This is a genomic window from Pseudomonas prosekii, from assembly GCF_900105155.1.
Classification (GTDB): domain Bacteria; phylum Pseudomonadota; class Gammaproteobacteria; order Pseudomonadales; family Pseudomonadaceae; genus Aquipseudomonas; species Aquipseudomonas prosekii.
Map to the genome: position 1 here is coordinate 1,994,670 of NZ_LT629762.1, position 15,913 is coordinate 2,010,582.

The 15,913-nt window shown below is 61.6% G+C and carries 12 protein-coding genes and 2 pseudogenes; 8 read left to right on the top strand and 6 right to left on the bottom strand.

What is annotated here, in order from left to right:
• Nucleotides 1–6: 6 nt before the first annotated feature.
• Both BLU01_RS09240 and BLU01_RS09245 read right to left on the bottom strand, forming a co-directional pair.
• Nucleotides 7–1,203, bottom strand: a complete 1,197-nt coding sequence (locus tag BLU01_RS09240) for a multidrug effflux MFS transporter (RefSeq protein ID WP_092273769.1) — start codon at nucleotides 1,201–1,203, stop codon at nucleotides 7–9.
• A 278-nt stretch (nucleotides 1,204–1,481) separates the two neighbouring features.
• A complete protein-coding gene (locus tag BLU01_RS09245) occupies nucleotides 1,482–1,679 on the bottom strand; it encodes a cation transporter (protein ID WP_092273773.1) in 198 nt (65 codons plus the stop codon).
• Nucleotides 1,680–1,839: 160 nt separating this feature from the next.
• On the opposite strand from BLU01_RS09245, the gene BLU01_RS09250 reads away from it, so the two are divergent.
• From BLU01_RS09250 to cueR, 3 genes are all read left to right on the top strand, one after another.
• Complete coding sequence (locus BLU01_RS09250; RefSeq protein WP_092273776.1) at nucleotides 1,840–2,223, top strand: hypothetical protein; 384 nt, start codon at nucleotides 1,840–1,842, stop codon at nucleotides 2,221–2,223.
• Nucleotides 2,224–2,571: 348 nt separating this feature from the next.
• Nucleotides 2,572–4,962 carry a heavy metal translocating P-type ATPase gene (locus BLU01_RS09255; protein ID WP_092273780.1) on the top strand — a complete coding sequence of 797 codons (2,391 nt, stop codon included), beginning with the start codon at nucleotides 2,572–2,574 and terminating at the stop codon, nucleotides 4,960–4,962.
• Nucleotides 4,962–5,375, top strand: coding sequence for a Cu(I)-responsive transcriptional regulator (gene cueR, locus BLU01_RS09260; protein WP_092273783.1), 414 nt, complete (start codon nucleotides 4,962–4,964; stop codon nucleotides 5,373–5,375). Before BLU01_RS09255 ends, cueR begins: the two co-directional genes overlap by 1 nt.
• Here cueR and BLU01_RS09265 read toward each other — a convergent pair.
• Nucleotides 5,329–6,543: an MFS transporter gene (locus tag BLU01_RS09265; RefSeq protein WP_092273786.1), complete on the bottom strand. Its 1,215-nt coding sequence runs from the start codon at nucleotides 6,541–6,543 to the stop codon at nucleotides 5,329–5,331. The two genes, cueR and BLU01_RS09265, sit on opposite strands and share 47 nt — an antisense overlap.
• 233 nt (nucleotides 6,544–6,776) lie before the next feature.
• Here BLU01_RS09265 and BLU01_RS27975 point away from each other — a divergent pair, with 233 nt between their 5' ends.
• Both BLU01_RS27975 and BLU01_RS09270 read left to right on the top strand, forming a co-directional pair.
• Complete coding sequence (locus tag BLU01_RS27975; RefSeq protein ID WP_231987094.1) at nucleotides 6,777–7,079, top strand: transposase; 303 nt, start codon at nucleotides 6,777–6,779, stop codon at nucleotides 7,077–7,079.
• An 8-nt stretch (nucleotides 7,080–7,087) separates the two neighbouring features.
• Nucleotides 7,088–7,912, top strand: coding sequence for an IS3 family transposase (locus BLU01_RS09270; protein ID WP_231987161.1), 825 nt, complete (start codon nucleotides 7,088–7,090; stop codon nucleotides 7,910–7,912).
• Between the two features lie 523 nt (nucleotides 7,913–8,435).
• Here the strand turns inward: BLU01_RS09270 and BLU01_RS09275 are convergent.
• Nucleotides 8,436–9,329 carry a PA4780 family RIO1-like protein kinase gene (locus BLU01_RS09275; RefSeq protein WP_092273789.1) on the bottom strand — a complete coding sequence of 298 codons (894 nt, stop codon included), beginning with the start codon at nucleotides 9,327–9,329 and terminating at the stop codon, nucleotides 8,436–8,438.
• A gap of 628 nt (nucleotides 9,330–9,957) precedes the next feature.
• Between BLU01_RS09275 and BLU01_RS28270 the strand changes: the two are divergent.
• A pseudogene (locus BLU01_RS28270) lies at nucleotides 9,958–10,890 on the top strand (cache domain-containing protein); the annotation flags it as partial.
• A gap of 261 nt (nucleotides 10,891–11,151) precedes the next feature.
• A pseudogene (locus tag BLU01_RS28275) lies at nucleotides 11,152–11,748 on the top strand (methyl-accepting chemotaxis protein); the annotation flags it as partial.
• Between the two features lie 89 nt (nucleotides 11,749–11,837).
• Here the strand turns inward: BLU01_RS28275 and BLU01_RS09285 are convergent.
• Nucleotides 11,838–12,629, bottom strand: coding sequence for an AraC family transcriptional regulator (locus tag BLU01_RS09285; protein ID WP_092273795.1), 792 nt, complete (start codon nucleotides 12,627–12,629; stop codon nucleotides 11,838–11,840).
• A 371-nt stretch (nucleotides 12,630–13,000) separates the two neighbouring features.
• Nucleotides 13,001–14,278: an acetyl-CoA C-acetyltransferase gene (locus tag BLU01_RS09290; protein ID WP_092273798.1), complete on the bottom strand. Its 1,278-nt coding sequence runs from the start codon at nucleotides 14,276–14,278 to the stop codon at nucleotides 13,001–13,003.
• Between the two features lie 281 nt (nucleotides 14,279–14,559).
• Between BLU01_RS09290 and BLU01_RS09295 the strand changes: the two genes are divergently transcribed.
• Nucleotides 14,560–15,912: a 3-oxoacyl-ACP reductase gene (locus BLU01_RS09295; protein ID WP_092273801.1), complete on the top strand. Its 1,353-nt coding sequence runs from the start codon at nucleotides 14,560–14,562 to the stop codon at nucleotides 15,910–15,912.
• The last annotated feature ends 1 nt before the right edge of the window (nucleotide 15,913 follow it).

Consider the following 15,913-nt stretch of genomic DNA (forward strand, 5'->3'; position numbering starts at 1 on the left):
TCGCGATCAAGCCTTGGCTTGGGCCAACGCCCGGGCATTTTGCAAACGACGGGTGAGCATCGCCGCGCTCACCACCAGAATCCCGCACAGACTGATGACCATCGCCATCGGCATGGCCGTGCCGTCGTGCAACAACCCGACCAAAGTTGCCGCTCCGGCGGCGACGCTGAATTGCAGGCAACCGAGCAACGCCGAGGCACTGCCGGCCCGGGCGCCCTGCCCGTTCATCGCGCAAGCCGAGGCGTTCGGCAGGATGCAACCGAGGCTGGCAATGCAAACAAACAACGGGATCAGCAATGGCCACAGTTGTTCCGTGTGCAGCGAGCTGACCGCCAGCAACGACAGGCCCGCCGCCAGGTAAATCCACACGGTGCGCGCCAGCAGAAACGCCGGGCCGCGCTTGGCCAGCATCCGCGCGTTGACCTGCGCCACCAGAATGAACCCCGCCGCGTTGGTGCCGAACAGCCAGCCGAAATGCTCGGCCGGGACGCCGTAGAGTTTGATGAAAACGAAAGGTGAGCCGGCGATGTAGGCAAACATTCCGGCGACGGCGAGACCGCCCGTCAGCGCGTGGCCGAGGTAGATCGGGTCAGCGATCAAGCGGCCGTATTGGCGCAAGGCGCCGGACAACGGTTGGCGCGGCACCGAGTCCGGCAAGCTTTCCGGCAAGCCGAGCGCCACGGCCACCGCAGCCAGGGCGCTGAAACCGGTGAGCACAAGGAAGATCGACTGCCAGCCGGTGGTGTTGACCAGCAATCCGCCGAGCATCGGCGCGAGGATCGGCGCCAGGCCCATCACCAGCATCAGTTGCGAAAAGACTCTTGCCGAGCCCACCGCATCGCATTTATCACTGACCACCGCCCGCGAGATGACCATCCCCGCGCAGCCGCCCAGCGCCTGGACGAACCGCGCGCCGATCAGCCATTCGAGGTTCGGCGCAAATGCACAGGCCAGCGAAGCCGCAGTGAACAGGCCGACCCCGGTGAGCAGCGGAATACGCCGCCCGAACCGATCCGCCACCGGGCCGTAGAGCAACTGGCCGATCGACAAGCCGAGGAAGTACGCGGCGAGGGTCATTTGCACGTGTTTTTCGTCAGTGCCGAACGCCAGCGCCATCGCCGGGAAGGCCGGCAAATAGAAATCGATCGCCAGCGGACCAAAAGCGGTCAGGGCGCCAAGAATCAGAATGGTACGGAAGTTCATCAGGCATCCATTGAGCGTGGGTCGGCAGGCTCGACAGTCTAGCTGCGTGAGGAGGCCTTGAACATTCCGATAGGTCGCTAACTATTAAAAACCCTTGGATGAATGCAAAACCAACGTGGGACCGCGCTTTTGTGGCGAGGGGGCTTGCCCCCGTTCGGCTGCGAAGCAGTCGTCAATCCAGACAGCCCGGTCCAACTGAAAGACGCAGGGGGCCGCTTCGCGACCCAACGGGGGCAAGCCCCCTCGCCACAAAAGCGCGCTCCCACAGGGAGATGGCTTCAGGCGATTTTGGCGTCGTAGCCTTCTTCGGTGATGGCGGCGATGACCTGGTCGCTGGTCAACGCGCTTTCAACGCCGACTTCTTTAGCCGCCAGGTCAACCCGAACGCTGGCCGCCGGATCCTTCGCTTGCAGTGCTTGAGTGATGGCTTTGACGCAGTGGCCGCAGGACATGCCTTGAACGTTGAACACTTGCATGGGATGACTCCTTCAGTGAGGCTTTTGATTGACAGTGCGGGCAGTCTCGACCCTGCCACCATGGCAAGGTCAAGTTCTGCAATCATCTGCCGGGCTGGCATTCGGCGGCGTGCTCGGCCAAGCTGCGTTCATTAATGACTCGACCTCAGGAGATTCAGTCATGCGCTGGTCAGCTCTCAGCCTGTTTGGCTTCCTCAGCCTTTTCGCCGCCCTGCCCTCGGCCAACGCCGCCGGGGAAGATTACGGCGTCCTGATCATTTCCCGCGAGCGCCTGGAAGTGGCGACCTCCTGCGAAATCGGCGTGTACCTCCAGGACCAACTGGCGGCGCGGCTGTTCCAGGAACAGAGCACCTCCTTTAACTTGCCGCCAGGCCCGGTGTCTTTGCGCCTGAAGCTATTGCCGGGGCAGACGCCAGAGTGCAAAGCGGGGATGTTGGCGCCGGGCTCGCAAATCATCACGCTGAAGGCCGGCGACGTGCTGAAGTACCGCATCGCCATGTCACTGGAAGGCATGTTCCTGAAACCCGCCGCCCTCGAATACTGACCTCGAATCCCCTGTCAGCGCGATCCCGTGGCGAGGGGGCTTGCCCTCCTGTCAGCATGATTCTGTGGCGAGGGGGCTTGCCCCCGTCCGGTTGCGAAGCAGCCGTAAAAGCAGCCCCCCAGACCTATCTGATACATCGCGGCTGCAGGGTTTGGGCCGCTTCGCGACCTGACGGGGGCAAGCCCCCTCGCCACAACAGCCCTCGCCACACCAGCCCGTTGCAGCGCCAGCCCGTTGCCACACCAGCCCGTTCCCGCCGTTAGATTTTGGTGATAGCCAAATTGGCGCTTGACCTTGCCCGCATGGCAAGGTTGATCCTGTCGGCACTTTCTACAGGGAGCGCGACCGATGTCCGAATCCACCACTTTCGACCTGCCGATTGCCGGCATGACCTGCGCCAGTTGCGCCGGCCGTGTCGAGCGCGCGTTGAGCAAAGTCATCGGCGCCAGCGCCGTCAGCGTCAACCTCGCCACCGAACAGGCGCGCATCCAGGCTCCCAGCGACAGCCTGCAGGCGTTGATGAAGGCGGTTGAGCAAGCCGGTTACAGCGTGCCGCAGCACAGTCTGCAATTGAGCATCGACGGCATGACCTGCGCGTCCTGCGTCGGCCGCGTCGAGCGCGCATTGCGCAAAGTGCCGGGCGTCAGCAGCGTCAGCGTCAACCTCGCCAACGAACGCGCGCACCTCGAACTGCTCGGCCACATCGACCCGCAGATCCTCATCGCCGCCGTCACCAAGGCCGGCTACTCGGCCAGCCTCTTTGAAGTCGACCATCCAGCCACCGACGACCAACAACAGCGCCTGCACCGCGAGCGGCTGGTGCTGATCATGGCCATCGCCCTCGCGTTGCCGCTGGTGTTGCCGATGCTCCTCCAGCCGTTCGGCATGCACTGGATGCTGCCGGCCTGGGCGCAATTTGCGCTGGCCACACCGGTGCAATTTATCTTCGGCGCGCGGTTCTACGTCGCGGCATGGAAAGCCGTGCGCGCCGGTGCCGGCAACATGGATTTGCTCGTGGCCCTCGGCACCAGCGCCGGTTATGGCTTGAGCCTGTACGAATGGGCGACCGCCGCCGGACGCATGCCGCACCTGTATTTCGAAGCATCGGCGGTAGTAATCGCACTGGTGCTTCTGGGCAAATACCTCGAAAGCCGCGCCAAACGCCAGACGGCCAGCGCCATTCGTGCCCTCGAAGCGTTACGCCCGGAACGCGCGATTCAAGTCATCGACGGTCGCGAGCAGGACGTGGCGATCAGCGCCCTGCGCCTCAACGATCTGGTCATGGTCAAACCCGGCGAGCGTTTCCCGGTCGACGGTGAAGTGGTCGAAGGCCAGAGCCACGCCGACGAAGCGCTGATCAGCGGCGAAAGCCTGCCAGTGCCGAAACAACCCGGCGACAAAGTCACCGGCGGCGCGATCAACGGTGAAGGCCGCTTGCTGGTACGGACCTTGGCGCTCGGCGCGGAAACCGTGCTGGCGCGGATCATTCGCCTGGTCGAAGACGCCCAAGCAGCGAAAGCGCCGATCCAGAAACTGGTGGATAAAGTCAGCCAGGTGTTCGTGCCGACGGTGTTGCTGATTGCACTGGCAACCTTGCTCGGCTGGTGGCTGTACGGCGCGCCGATTGAAACCGCGCTGATCAACGCGGTCGCGGTGCTGGTGATCGCCTGCCCTTGCGCCCTGGGCCTGGCCACGCCGACCGCAATCATGGCCGGCACCGGGGTCGCGGCGCGCTACGGCATTTTGATCAAGGACGCCGAAGCACTGGAACGCGCCCATGAAGTCAGCGCCGTAGTGTTCGACAAAACCGGAACGCTGACCTCCGGCGCGCCGCGCATTGCGCATTTGACTGCGCTGGACGGCGACGAAGCGGCGCTGCTGCAAATCGCCGGCGCCCTGCAACGCGGCAGTGAACATCCGTTGGCCAAGGCAGTTCTCGATGCTTGCGCCGAACGCAACTTGCACGTCGCCGATGTCAGCGACAGCCAATCGCTGACCGGCCGCGGCATTGCCGGCACGCTTGCGGGGCGGCGCCTGGCGCTGGGCAATCGGCGTCTGCTTGAAGAAACCACGTTGAGTGCAGGTCCCTTGGCCGACGCCGCCAGCGCTTGGGAAACCGAAGGTCGGACGCTGTCGTGGCTGATCGAGCAAAGTCCCGAACCGCGCGTGCTCGGGCTGTTCGCTTTCGGCGACACGCTCAAACCCGGCGCGCTGCAAGCGGTGCAGCAACTCACCGCGCGCCACATCAGCAGCCACCTGTTGACCGGCGATAACCGTGGCAGCGCCAAAGTCGTCGCCGAGGCGCTGGGCATCACCGACGTGCACGCCGAAGTGTTGCCGGCCGACAAAGCCGCGACCGTCGCCGAACTGAAGAAAACCGGCGTGGTGGCCATGGTCGGCGACGGCATCAACGACGCCCCGGCGCTGGCCGCCGCAGACATCGGCATTGCCATGGGCGGCGGCACCGACGTGGCAATGCACGCGGCCGGTATTACGCTGATGCGCGGCGACCCACGGCTGGTGCCGGCGGCGCTGGAGATCAGCCGCAAGACTTACGCGAAAATCCGCCAGAATCTGTTTTGGGCGTTCGTCTATAACCTGATTGGCATTCCGCTGGCGGCATTCGGTTTTCTCAACCCGGTGCTGGCGGGCGCGGCGATGGCGCTGTCGAGCGTCAGCGTGGTGAGCAATGCGCTACTGTTGAAAACCTGGAAACCCAAGGACCTGGAGGACAACTGATGAACATCGGCCAAGCAGCCCGCCACAGTGGCCTGAGCGCGAAGATGATCCGTTATTACGAGTCGATCGGCCTGCTCAAGGCCGCCCATCGCACCGACAGCGGCTATCGGGTGTACGGCGATGACGACTTGCATACGCTGGCGTTTATCAAGCGTTCGCGGGATCTGGGGTTTTCTCTTGAAGAGGTCGGCAAGTTGCTGACCCTCTGGCAGGACCGCCAACGCGCCAGCGCCGATGTGAAGGCCCTGGCGCGTCAGCACATCGACGAGTTGAACCAGAAGATCCGCGAACTTGGCCAGTTGCGCGACACCTTGCAAGATCTGGTGGAACACTGCCAGGGCGACCACCGCCCGGACTGCCCGATCCTCAAGGAACTGGCGTCGGGCTGCTGCGCCGAACCTGCGCGCGTCTGAGGGACAACACCTTGACCAGCAGCAAGGTGCCCAGCGGAATGCCGTGGAACAACAGCACCACCGCGCCGGGCGTCCACCACGCGTAAAATGGCGCGGCGATCAGCATGCCGATGCCGAACCCGGTCATTTGCAGCAGGGTCAGGAAACTGAAAATCGGCAGGCGCAGGTGATCCGGTTCGCGTTGCAGACGCGACATCAGGCCGACTTCGGAAAAGCCATCGCCGAGCCCCGCCGGCAACGAAAACAGCAGCAAGCCGTACAGCGTCTGCTGCTGGAACATCATGATGAAACCGCAGGACATCAGCAGCACGCCGTAAAAAAAACGCCGTTGCAGATTGATGTTGTCCGAGCCTTTCATGCGACTGGCGATTCGCGCGCCAATCAGCTTGCCGCTGGCCCAGACCACGAGCATCAACCCCAACGTGGTGCTGGCCGATTCAGGCGTCAGCAGTTTGGAAATAATCGGAAACCCGACGTTGTGCGCGGCGCTGCCGAGGGTGTCGGCCATCGACACCACAAGCATCGCCGCCAGCACCGGCGCCGAGCGCAAACCTTGGCGCAGCGCCGACCACTCGCCGCGTTGATTGGCCGGTTTGACTGGCGCTGCGGCGGGGCGAAAACGTAGCGGCACGATCAACAGCGCGGCCAGTAAATAGGTAATGGCGTTGAGCGCGAACACTGCTTCAAAACCAAACGCAGCCACCACCAACCCCGCCACCAGGCTGCCCGCGACCATCGCAATCGACGCCGCTGAAGTGATCCAGGCATTGGCTTTGAGCAGATGTTGGCTGTCGATCAGGTTCGGCAGTTGGCTGTTGAGGCCGATGGCGAACATCGAATTGCCCAGGCCCAGGCCAAACGCGATCACTGGCAGCATCAATGCTTGCTGCGAGACGGGCAGGATCAGCAGCAGGCCGAGGACACTGGCGCGCAACAAATCAAAGGCAATCAGCGGCAGACGCCCGGAAACCCGGCGGTAGAACGGTGTGCCGATCAGACTGGCAAGGATGCCGCCGGCAACGCGGCTGGCGAGGAAAATCGCCACGCTGATCGCACTGTTGCTCAGCACATAGACGTAAGTCGCCAAGGCAACCATGTTGAGGAACGCGCCGAAATCGGAAATCAGCCGGGCAGTGATGATGAGGTGGGTGTTGCGGCTGGAATTCACATTCAGTCCTTGAGTGTGGGGGGTATTTCGAGGGGCATCAGTATGTGCGAGGACAGCATTGCTGGGAACACCCGCCATCCACTGTGGGAGCGAGCTTGCTCGCGATAGCGTCGGCACATCCAAAATCTCATCAACTGAGCCACCGCTATCGCGAGCAAGCTGAACTGGCCTAATGATTTTGGACACTTCAATCGGGCGCTATGATGGCGCCCAAATCTGAGGTGTTTTTGGATATGCGTAATTCTTATTCAACTGAGTTCAAACTCAAGGCTGCTGGCATGGTGCTGGATGAGGGGATATCGGTTCCCGAGGTTTGCGCCAGTTTAGATATTGGCCCTACCGCCTTGCGTCGCTGGGTCGATCAGGTGCGTAAAGAACGCCAGGGTTCGACCCCGGTGGGAGCCAAAGCGATCACGGCTGACCAGCGAGAAATTCAGGAACTCAAAGCCTTGCTCAGGCAAAAAGACCGGGATATCGAAATCCTAAAAAAGGCCAGTGCTCTCCTGCTTTTGGACGCCAAAGATCATTCTCACTGATCAATGAGCTGGGTGAGCGATACGGCGTTAACGACTGCTGCCGGGTGTTTGAAGTCAGCCGAAGCAGTTTTTATGCCTGGCGTCAGCGCCAAGGCAAGGTGAACCCTGAGCGGGAGAAACTCAAAGCCATGCTGGTCGAGCATCACAAGGAATCCAGAGCTTCCGCGGGGGCGCGCACCCTTTCCAGGGAGCTGCAAGCCAAGGGGCATCGCGTCGGGAGGCACATGGCTCGCAGCTTGATGCAAGAAGCCGGCGTGGTCAGTCGTCAGCGCCGGCGTCACAAATACAAGTCATCTGGCGTTGAAGCCTTGGTGGCGCCGCACGTGCTTAAGCGCGAGTTTGATGTCACGGCGATCAACCAAGTGTGGTGCGCGGACGTGACGTACATCAAGGTCGGCACGCGGTGGATGTATTTTGCAGCGGTTCTGGACCTGTTTGCCCGCCGGCTCGTGGGCTGGGCGTTTTCGATGATCTCGGATGCGGAGCTGACCTGCGAGGCCCTACGGATGGCGGTTGAGCTGCGAGGCAAACCCAAAGACGTGCTGTTTCACTCCGATCAAGGCTGCCAGTACACCAGCCATAAGTTCAGGAATGAGTTGCTGGCGAATGGACTGCGGCAAAGCATGAGTCGTAAAGGCGAATGCTGGGATAACGCCCCGATGGAGCGTTTCTTTGGAAGTCTGAAATCAGAGTGGGTGCCTGAAGCCGGTTACCGCTCGGAGTATGAAGCCCGGGCTGATTTGCAGCGCTACGTGGTGCGCTACAACAACTTCAGGCTCCATAGCTACAACGATTACCGGTCACCGGTCGCCATGGAGAAAATGGCGGCGTGAAAAAACCGTAATTGGTGTCCAGGATTACTTGACCAGATCAAGCTCGCTCCCACAGGGGTCCTGCGGTGGACGACATTCCTGCATTCACCCACATCAACTGTGGGAGTGAGCCTGCTCGCGATAGCGTCCGCACATCCAAAATCTCATCGACTGACCCACCGCATCGCGAGCAGGCTCACTCCTACAGGGGTTTGGCGGTGGATATCACTCTTGCAGTCACCCTGATCCACTGTGGGAGTGAGCCTGCTCGCGATAGCGTCGGCACATCCAACATCTCATCAACTGACCCACCGCATCGCGAGCAGGCTCACTCCTACAGGGGTTTCGCGGTGGACATCACTCTTGCATTCACCCTGATCCACTGTGGGAGTGAGCCTGCTCGCGATAGCGTCGGCACATCCAAAATCTCATCAACTGACCCACCGCATCGCGAGCAGGCTCGCTCCTACAGGGGATCTTCGGTGCATGGGGTTTTGGGGCGCCGACAAAAAACCCGGCCGGAGCCGGGTTTTTGTTTAACCGATCACTGCATCCAGGGTGGCGGCGGTTCTTCGGTTTTGCTCGGTGGCGCGTCGTCAGCTGCGCGTACCGCTTGCTTGCGCTCTTCGTCGAGGCGTGCAGCCTCGATTTCGCGAATCACGCCGCCGACGTCCGCCAGTTCTTCCGGCTCGTCGAACTCACCCGTCAGGATGCTCGCCGGGTGCAAGGTGCCGGCTTCATACAGCGCCCACATTTCCTTGGCGTACTTGGTCTTCTTCAACTCCGGGGCAAACCGTCCGAAGTACGAAGCCATGTTGCCGACGTCCCGTTCGAGCATGGTGAACGCGTGGTTGTTGCCCGCCGCATCCACCGCTTGCGGCAGGTCGATGATCACCGGGCCGGTCGGGGTCAACAGCACGTTGAACTCCGACAGGTCACCGTGCACCAGACCGGTACACAACATCAGTACGATCTGGGTGATCAAAAACGCGTGATATTCGCGGGCCTGATCCGGTTCCAGCACCACGTCGTTCAGACGCGGCGCGGCATCGCCATATTCGTCGGCGACCAGTTCCATCAGCAGTACGCCTTCGAGGAAGTCATACGGCTTGGGCACTCGCACACCGGCGCCGGCCAGACGAAACAGGGCCGCCACTTCGGCGTTCTGCCAGGCGTCCTCGGTTTCTTTCTTGCCGAACTTGGAGCCCTTGGCCATCGCACGCGCCTGTCGGCTGTTGCGCACCTTGCGGCCTTCCTGGTACTCGGCCGCCTGGCGGAAACTACGTTTATTCGCCTCCTTGTAGACCTTCGCGCAGCGTAGTTCGTTACCGCAGCGCACCACATAAACAGCTGCTTCTTTACCACTCATGAGTGGGCGCAGCACCTCGTCGACCAGACCGTCCTCGATCAGGGGTTCAATGCGTTTTGGAGTCTTCATCAGCTTTTATTGTGGGTCCTTTATTACCAAACACGCGAAAGTCATTCGTTATACGGCAATCCTCGCGCCTCGGGGAGGGGTTGCCGACCTATGAACGTTCCCAACAACAATCTGAAGCACACAATGTGCCGGTTTTACCCGACAAACCCTGCGCCGATTACGACCGATGCAGATCATAGCCGACACGCCGCCATTTGTTGGCGCAGGGATGTGCAGGCATTGGCGACAGAGGCTGACATCTTCGTCCTCGCCGTTCGTAGGTTTTTTCGCCAGAGCGCTTAATTTACGGCGATTGCAGCCGAAATCCTCAGTGAGAAAAGGATTTTTCCGACAATCGTCTCCGACAAAAAAAGACCATGCCGCGCTCAGGGAGCCGAGTCGAAGCCAAGGTTTCGAGCAACACCGTTTTCGCCTGCCAATAATCCGCGAGTCATCTGCACTGCGTGGGCCTACAAGAAAATCTGGAGCGCGGATGAACATTAAACAGAAGTTGACCTGGGCGTTTGCCGTCATCGCCTGCTTGCCCGTGGTGCTGGTCGCCACCCTCGTGGTGATGAACTTGCGCAGCGATGCCAAGGACAATTTTGTCGACAGCAGCGGCCGTGAGATTCGTCAGGTCAGCAATGCGATGCAATTGTTTTTCGACGGCATCAGCCAGAACGTCGATTACCTGGCGTCGCAACCGCTGATCAAAAACACCGACGACAGCCTCAAGACCTACATGGCGGCCAATGCCGAGAGCATTGCGCAAGGCGAGATGGACAAAAACGTCTTCGCGGTCTTGCAGGATCTGGGCAACAGCCATCCGTCCTACGCCTACGCCATCGTCGGCACAGCCGCTGGCGGCTATGTGTCGTGGCCGGACGACGCCAAACTCAACAATTACGACCCGCGCCAGCGTCCCTGGTACAAAGCCGCGCAAGCGAAACCGGGCAAACCGTTTCGTACCGAAGCGTATTACTGGGCGCAGGATGACGCGACTTACGTCAGCACCGTGCGCACCATCGACAACAAATTGGGCACCAACGGCGGCGTGGTCAGCATCGACGTGACGCTCAAGCAGCTCACGGAAATCGTCAAACAGATCAAACTCGGCGAAACCGGTTACCTGATGTTGCTGGAAAACAACGGGACCATTCTGGTCGATCCGAAGATGCCGGAGCACAACTTCAAGGCACTCGGCAGCCTCGGCGAAGGTTATGCGCAACTGGCCAAGGCCGGCAAAGGTCTGGTGGAAGTCGAGCTCAACGGCGAGCGCTACATGGCCAACGTCTGGCCGTCAGAGCAACTGGGCTGGACCTTTATCGGCCTGATCAAGCAGAACGATGTGATGAGTTCGGCGACCCAACTGACCTGGCTGATCGCGATCATCGCGGCGGTGCTGGCGGTGTTTTTCGCGATTGTCGGCGCCAGTTTCGCCAGCCTCATCGTGCGGCCGATCCGCAGCGTCGCCAGCGGTCTGGAAGGCATCGCCCAGGGCGAAGGCGACTTGACCAAAAACCTCGAAATCCGTGGCAGCGACGAAACCGCGCAACTGGCCAACTGGTTCAACCAGTTCCTCTCGGCGATTCGTAACCTGATCCAAAGCATCGGCGGTGCGGCGAACAGGATTCTCGCCACCTCGCAGAGCTCGACCCAGGTTTCCAGCGACATGGCCGAAGCGGCCGGGCGCCAGCGTGAAGCGGTGGACATGGTGTCCACGGCGTTCCACGAAATGGTCGCCACCGCCAACGAAGTCGCGCGTTCGTGCAGCCAGGCTGCCGAGTCGGCCGACAGCGGTCAGCGCCAGGCGCGCGAAGGTCAGCAACAGATTGATGCGGCGGTGAGCAGCGTTGATCGTCTGAGTCAGGAAATCGAATCGTCGGCGCAGTCGATGCAGCAACTGGAACGCGACAGCAATGACATTCAGTCGATTCTGGGGACCATTCGCTCGATTGCCGAGCAGACCAACTTGCTGGCGCTGAACGCCGCGATCGAAGCGGCCCGCGCCGGTGAGCAGGGCCGCGGGTTCGCGGTGGTGGCGGATGAAGTGCGCGCCCTGGCGAAACGTACAGCCGACTCGACAGCGGAAATCGACGGTTTGCTCGGCAACCTGGCCAAGCGCACCAGCCAGGTGACGCAGCAAATGCACGCGAGTCTGCAAGTGTCGCAACAATCGGTAACGCGGATCGGTGAGGCGCGCAGCAGCTTCGGGCTGATTCGTGAGTCGGTGGATGTGATTCGCGACATGAACACGCAGATTGCGACGGCGGCGGAAGAGCAGCATCAAGTCGCAGAGGACATCAACCGGCACATCAGCCAGATTCATGGCGATGCGCAATTGGTTGCGGAACTGGCGAACTCGGCGCGCCTGGATTCGCAGAGTCTGGCCGGGTTGTCGAGCGAGCTGGATGGGTTGGTTCGACGGTTCCGGACCTGAAAATAAACAGCGCTTGATCGTTGCCACGCAGAGCGTGGCAACGATCACCGCAAACCCTGTAGGAGCAAGGCTTGCCCGCGAAGGCTGCCTCACTGGCGAAACAATTCCCCTGGGGTAAACCCGAACAATCCGCGAAATGCCGCAATAAACGCTGACGTCGAGTCGTACCCGCACGCCAGCGCGGCGTTGGTCACGCTGTCGCCCTCCTCCAGCAAACTCAGCGAGGACAACAGCCGCATCCGCTGGCGCCAACCGCGAAAACTCAAACCGGTTTCACGCTGGAACAAGCGCATCAGGGTTTTCTCCGACGTGCCCAAACGCCCCGCCCACGCCTGCAACGTCACCTGCTGATCGGGATTTTCAATCAGTTCGTTGCACAACCCGAGCAACCGTTCATGCCGGGGCAACGGCAGGGAAAACGCCACTTCAGGCAAATTCGCCAATTGATCCAGCAGCACATTGACCAGCCGCGCTTCCTGGCTGTCGCCCTGCGGGTATTGCGCCGGCAACTGGCAGAAGCTCTTGATCAGCTCGCGAGCCAGCGGCGTCACTTCGAGCACCCGGCAACGCCCGTCGGCCCACGCGCAATCTTCGCGGCGCACATACAGGCTGCGCATTTCGGCGCGCATCGAGGTCACGACTTGATGCTCCAGATCCGCCGGAATCCAAATGCCCCACTGTGGCGGCGCGAAGAAACTGCCCTCGGCGGTGTGCACGCCGAGCACGCCGCTGATGGCGTAAGAAAATTGCACCCAATCGTGGCGATGCGGCGGCGTCCATGAACCGGCATTCAGGCTTTCGACCCGCGCGAATAATGGACGCGGCAGCGCAGTGATTGCCGGGATCGAACGTTCGAGGGAGATTTGTCCGTTGGACGTCATTGACAGGCCTTATGTCGCAGGACGGCAGATAACGCCGACCTTAGGCCAACTCAACCCTGGCTGACAAACACAATTGCGTTGCCGGCGAATTTCTCTCGGGCATAGAGAACATGGTGGCAACGGAGCTTCTGATAAGGAGGCTTGTGTGGCGAGCGGGCTTGTATGAGGGCTTGTGGGGTGAGCGGGCTTTCATGAAGGCTTGTGTGGCGAGGGGGCTTGCCCCCGTTCGGCTGCGCAGCAGTCGTAAAACCATTCCACGCGGTGTACCTGACACATCGTGGATTAAGGTCTTGGGCCGCTGCGCGACCCAACGGGGGCAAGCCCCCTCGCCACAGGTTCTCCACTAATCCAGCCGATTCATGAGCTGAGGCTTAGCGCTCGATGATCGCGGTGACGCCTTGGCCGCCGGCCGCGCAGATCGAAATCAAGCCACGGCCCTTGCCCGCCGCGTCGAGCAGCTTCGCCAGGCTGGCGACGATGCGCCCGCCCGTTGCCGCGAATGGATGCCCGGCGGCCAGCGAACTGCCTTTGACGTTGAGGCGGCTGCGGTCGATCGAGCCCAGCGGCGCGTCGAGGCCGAGGCGGGTTTTGCAATATTGCGGGTCTTCCCAGGCCTTCAACGTGCACAGCACCTGCGCGGCGAAGGCTTCATGGATTTCGTAGTAATCGAAGTCCTGCAACGTCAGGCCGTTGCGCGCCAACAAGCGCGGCACCGCATACACCGGCGCCATCAGCAGGCCTTCGGCGCCGTTGACGAAATCCACCGCCGCCGCCTCGCCGTCGCGCAGATACGCGAGGATCGGCAAGCCGCGTTCCTTCGCCCATTCTTCGCTGCCCAACAACACCAGCGACGCGCCATCGGTGAGCGGCGTCGAGTTGCCCGCCGTCATCGTGCCTTTGGCACTTTTCTCGAACGCCGGTTTCAGCGCAGCGAGCTTCTCCAGCGTCAGGTCCGGGCGCAGGTTGTTGTCGCGCGTGAGGCCGAGAAACGGCGTGATCAAATCGTTGTGCCAGCCTTCGGCATAGGACGCCGCGAGTTTCTGATGGCTTTCCAGCGCCAGTTGATCCTGCTCGTCGCGCGGGATATTCCAGGTCTGCGCCATCAACTCGCAATGCTCGCCCATCGACAGCCCGGTGCGCGGCTCGCCGTTGCGCGGGAATTCGGGGATCAAATGGCCGGGGCGCAATTGCAGGAAGGTCTTGAGTTTGTCGCCCGTGGTTTTCGCGCGATTGGCCTGCAGGAGAATCCGTCGCAGGCCTTCGTTGATGCCGATCGGCGCGTCGGACGTGGTGTCGACGCCGCCGGCAATTGCGCAATCGATCTGCCCGAGGGCGATTTTATTCGCCACCAGCAACGCCGCTTCAAGGCCGGTGCCGCACGCTTGCTGGATATCGTAGGCCGGGGTGGTCGGCGACAGCCGCGAGCCGAGCACACACTCGCGGGTCAGGTTGAAATCGCGGGAATGCTTGAGCACCGCCCCCGCCGCCACTTCGCCAATGCGCAGGCCATGCAGGTTGTAGCGTTCGATCAAACCTTCGAGCGCTGCGGTGAGCATCGCCTGGTTACTGGCGGTGGCGTATGGCCCGTTGGAGCGGGCGAAGGGAATCCGGTTACCGCCAATAATCGCGACGCGGCGCAGCTGAGTCATGAAAAGCTCCTTGTGAAAATCCGAAAATTAACCAAACCCTATAACCAAACCCTTGTGGGAGCCGAGCTTGCTCGCGATGGCGGTCTGCCAGACAAAATTGCGCTGACTGACACATTGCATTGCATCGCGAGCAAGCTCACCTCCCACAAGGTCCGCATGTCGCCGAAAGGCCTGCTACACCTCAATCATTGGTGATCAAGCGTAGGCCTTATCTCGTGGATCGAACGACTGATCGCCATTCATGGTCCACACTTTGAACCCCAGCTATCGGAGAGCGTTCCATGTCAGACCGTTATATCGACTTCGCCAATTCGTCCGTCGGCCATCGTTTGGTCGGGGCCCTCGGCTTGCCGTCGCCGGTTCGACTGGAGCGCTGGCAAGCCGGGCGCCTGCGGCCCGTCGAGGGCGCATTGCTGCTTGGCGGCGGACCGCTGGCGGAAAAAGTCGGCGCCTTCGCCAACCGCCTGACCGACGCGATTTACAGCTACGGCACCGAGCCGTCCCTGGCCACCGCGTGGATTCCCGGCCACGGCCCGAAAATCAAAGCCGTGGTGTTTGATGCCAGCCAACTGCTGCAAACCGAACACCTCAAGCAACTGCGCGAATTTTTCCAGCCGCTGATGAAAAACCTCGATCACAGCGCGCATCTGGTGATTCTCGGACGTGATCCGCAACACCTCAGCGACCCGTTTGCCGCCAGTGCCCAGCGCGCACTGGAAGGTTTCAGCCGTTCGCTGGCCAAGGAATTGCGCGGCGGCGGCACGTTGCAGTTGATCTATGTCGGCGACGGTGCCGAGGATCAACTGGAAGGCCCGCTGAGGTTTTTCCTTTCGCCGAAAAGCGCGTTTGTTTCCGGTCAGGTGATTCGCCTGAGCGCGTGCGCGACGCCGGTTGAAGACTGGACGCGGCCATTGTCCGGGCGCAAAGCGCTGGTCACTGGTGCCGCACGCGGGATCGGCGCGTCCATCGCCGAAACCCTCGCCCGCGATGGCGCCGAGGTGATTCTGCTGGATGTGCCGCAGGCCAAAGCCGACCTCGAAGCGCTCGCCGCACGCCTCGGCGGGCGCAGCGTCACCCTGGATATTTGCGCCGACGACGCCGCCGCGCAGTTGATCGAGCACCTGCCGGACGGCATCGATATCGTCGTGCACAACGCCGGCATCACCCGCGACAAAACCCTGGCCAACATGACCCCGGAATTCTGGGACGCGGTGCTCGCGGTCAACCTCAATGCGCCGCAGGTGCTGACCAAAGCGCTGCTCGACGCCGGGACCCTGCGCGATAACGGCCGGGTGATTCTGCTGGCCTCGATCAGCGGCATTGCCGGCAATCGCGGGCAAACCAATTACGCCGCGAGCAAGGCCGGATTGATCGGTTTGGCAGAGTCCTGGGCGCCGTTGCTGCACGAACGCGGGATCAGCATCAACGCCGTGGCGCCGGGGTTTATCGAAACCCAGATGACCGCGCACATTCCGTTCGCCCTGCGCGAAGCCGGGCGTCGCATGAGTTCGCTGGGCCAGGGCGGTTTGCCGCAAGACGTCGCCGAAGCCGTGGCGTGGCTCGCACAACCGGGCACCGGCGCGTTTACCGGGCAGGCGCTGCGGGTTTGTGGACAAAGTGTTTTGGGAGCGTAGC

Bases quoted from the DNA above. Each gene is read 5' to 3' on its own strand.
- BLU01_RS09240 (WP_092273769.1), bottom strand. From the start codon at position 1,203: ATGAACTTCCGTACCATTCTGATTCTTGGCGCCCTGACCGCTTTTGGT.
- BLU01_RS09245 (WP_092273773.1), bottom strand. From the start codon at position 1,679: ATGCAAGTGTTCAACGTTCAAGGCATGTCCTGCGGCCACTGCGTCAAA.
- BLU01_RS09250 (WP_092273776.1), top strand. From the start codon at position 1,840: ATGCGCTGGTCAGCTCTCAGCCTGTTTGGCTTCCTCAGCCTTTTCGCC.
- BLU01_RS09255 (WP_092273780.1), top strand. From the start codon at position 2,572: ATGTCCGAATCCACCACTTTCGACCTGCCGATTGCCGGCATGACCTGC.
- cueR (WP_092273783.1), top strand. From the start codon at position 4,962: ATGAACATCGGCCAAGCAGCCCGCCACAGTGGCCTGAGCGCGAAGATG.
- BLU01_RS27975 (WP_231987094.1), top strand. From the start codon at position 6,777: ATGCGTAATTCTTATTCAACTGAGTTCAAACTCAAGGCTGCTGGCATG.
- BLU01_RS09275 (WP_092273789.1), bottom strand. From the start codon at position 9,329: ATGAAGACTCCAAAACGCATTGAACCCCTGATCGAGGACGGTCTGGTC.
- BLU01_RS09285 (WP_092273795.1), bottom strand. From the start codon at position 12,629: ATGACGTCCAACGGACAAATCTCCCTCGAACGTTCGATCCCGGCAATC.
- BLU01_RS09290 (WP_092273798.1), bottom strand. From the start codon at position 14,278: ATGACTCAGCTGCGCCGCGTCGCGATTATTGGCGGTAACCGGATTCCC.
- BLU01_RS09295 (WP_092273801.1), top strand. From the start codon at position 14,560: ATGTCAGACCGTTATATCGACTTCGCCAATTCGTCCGTCGGCCATCGT.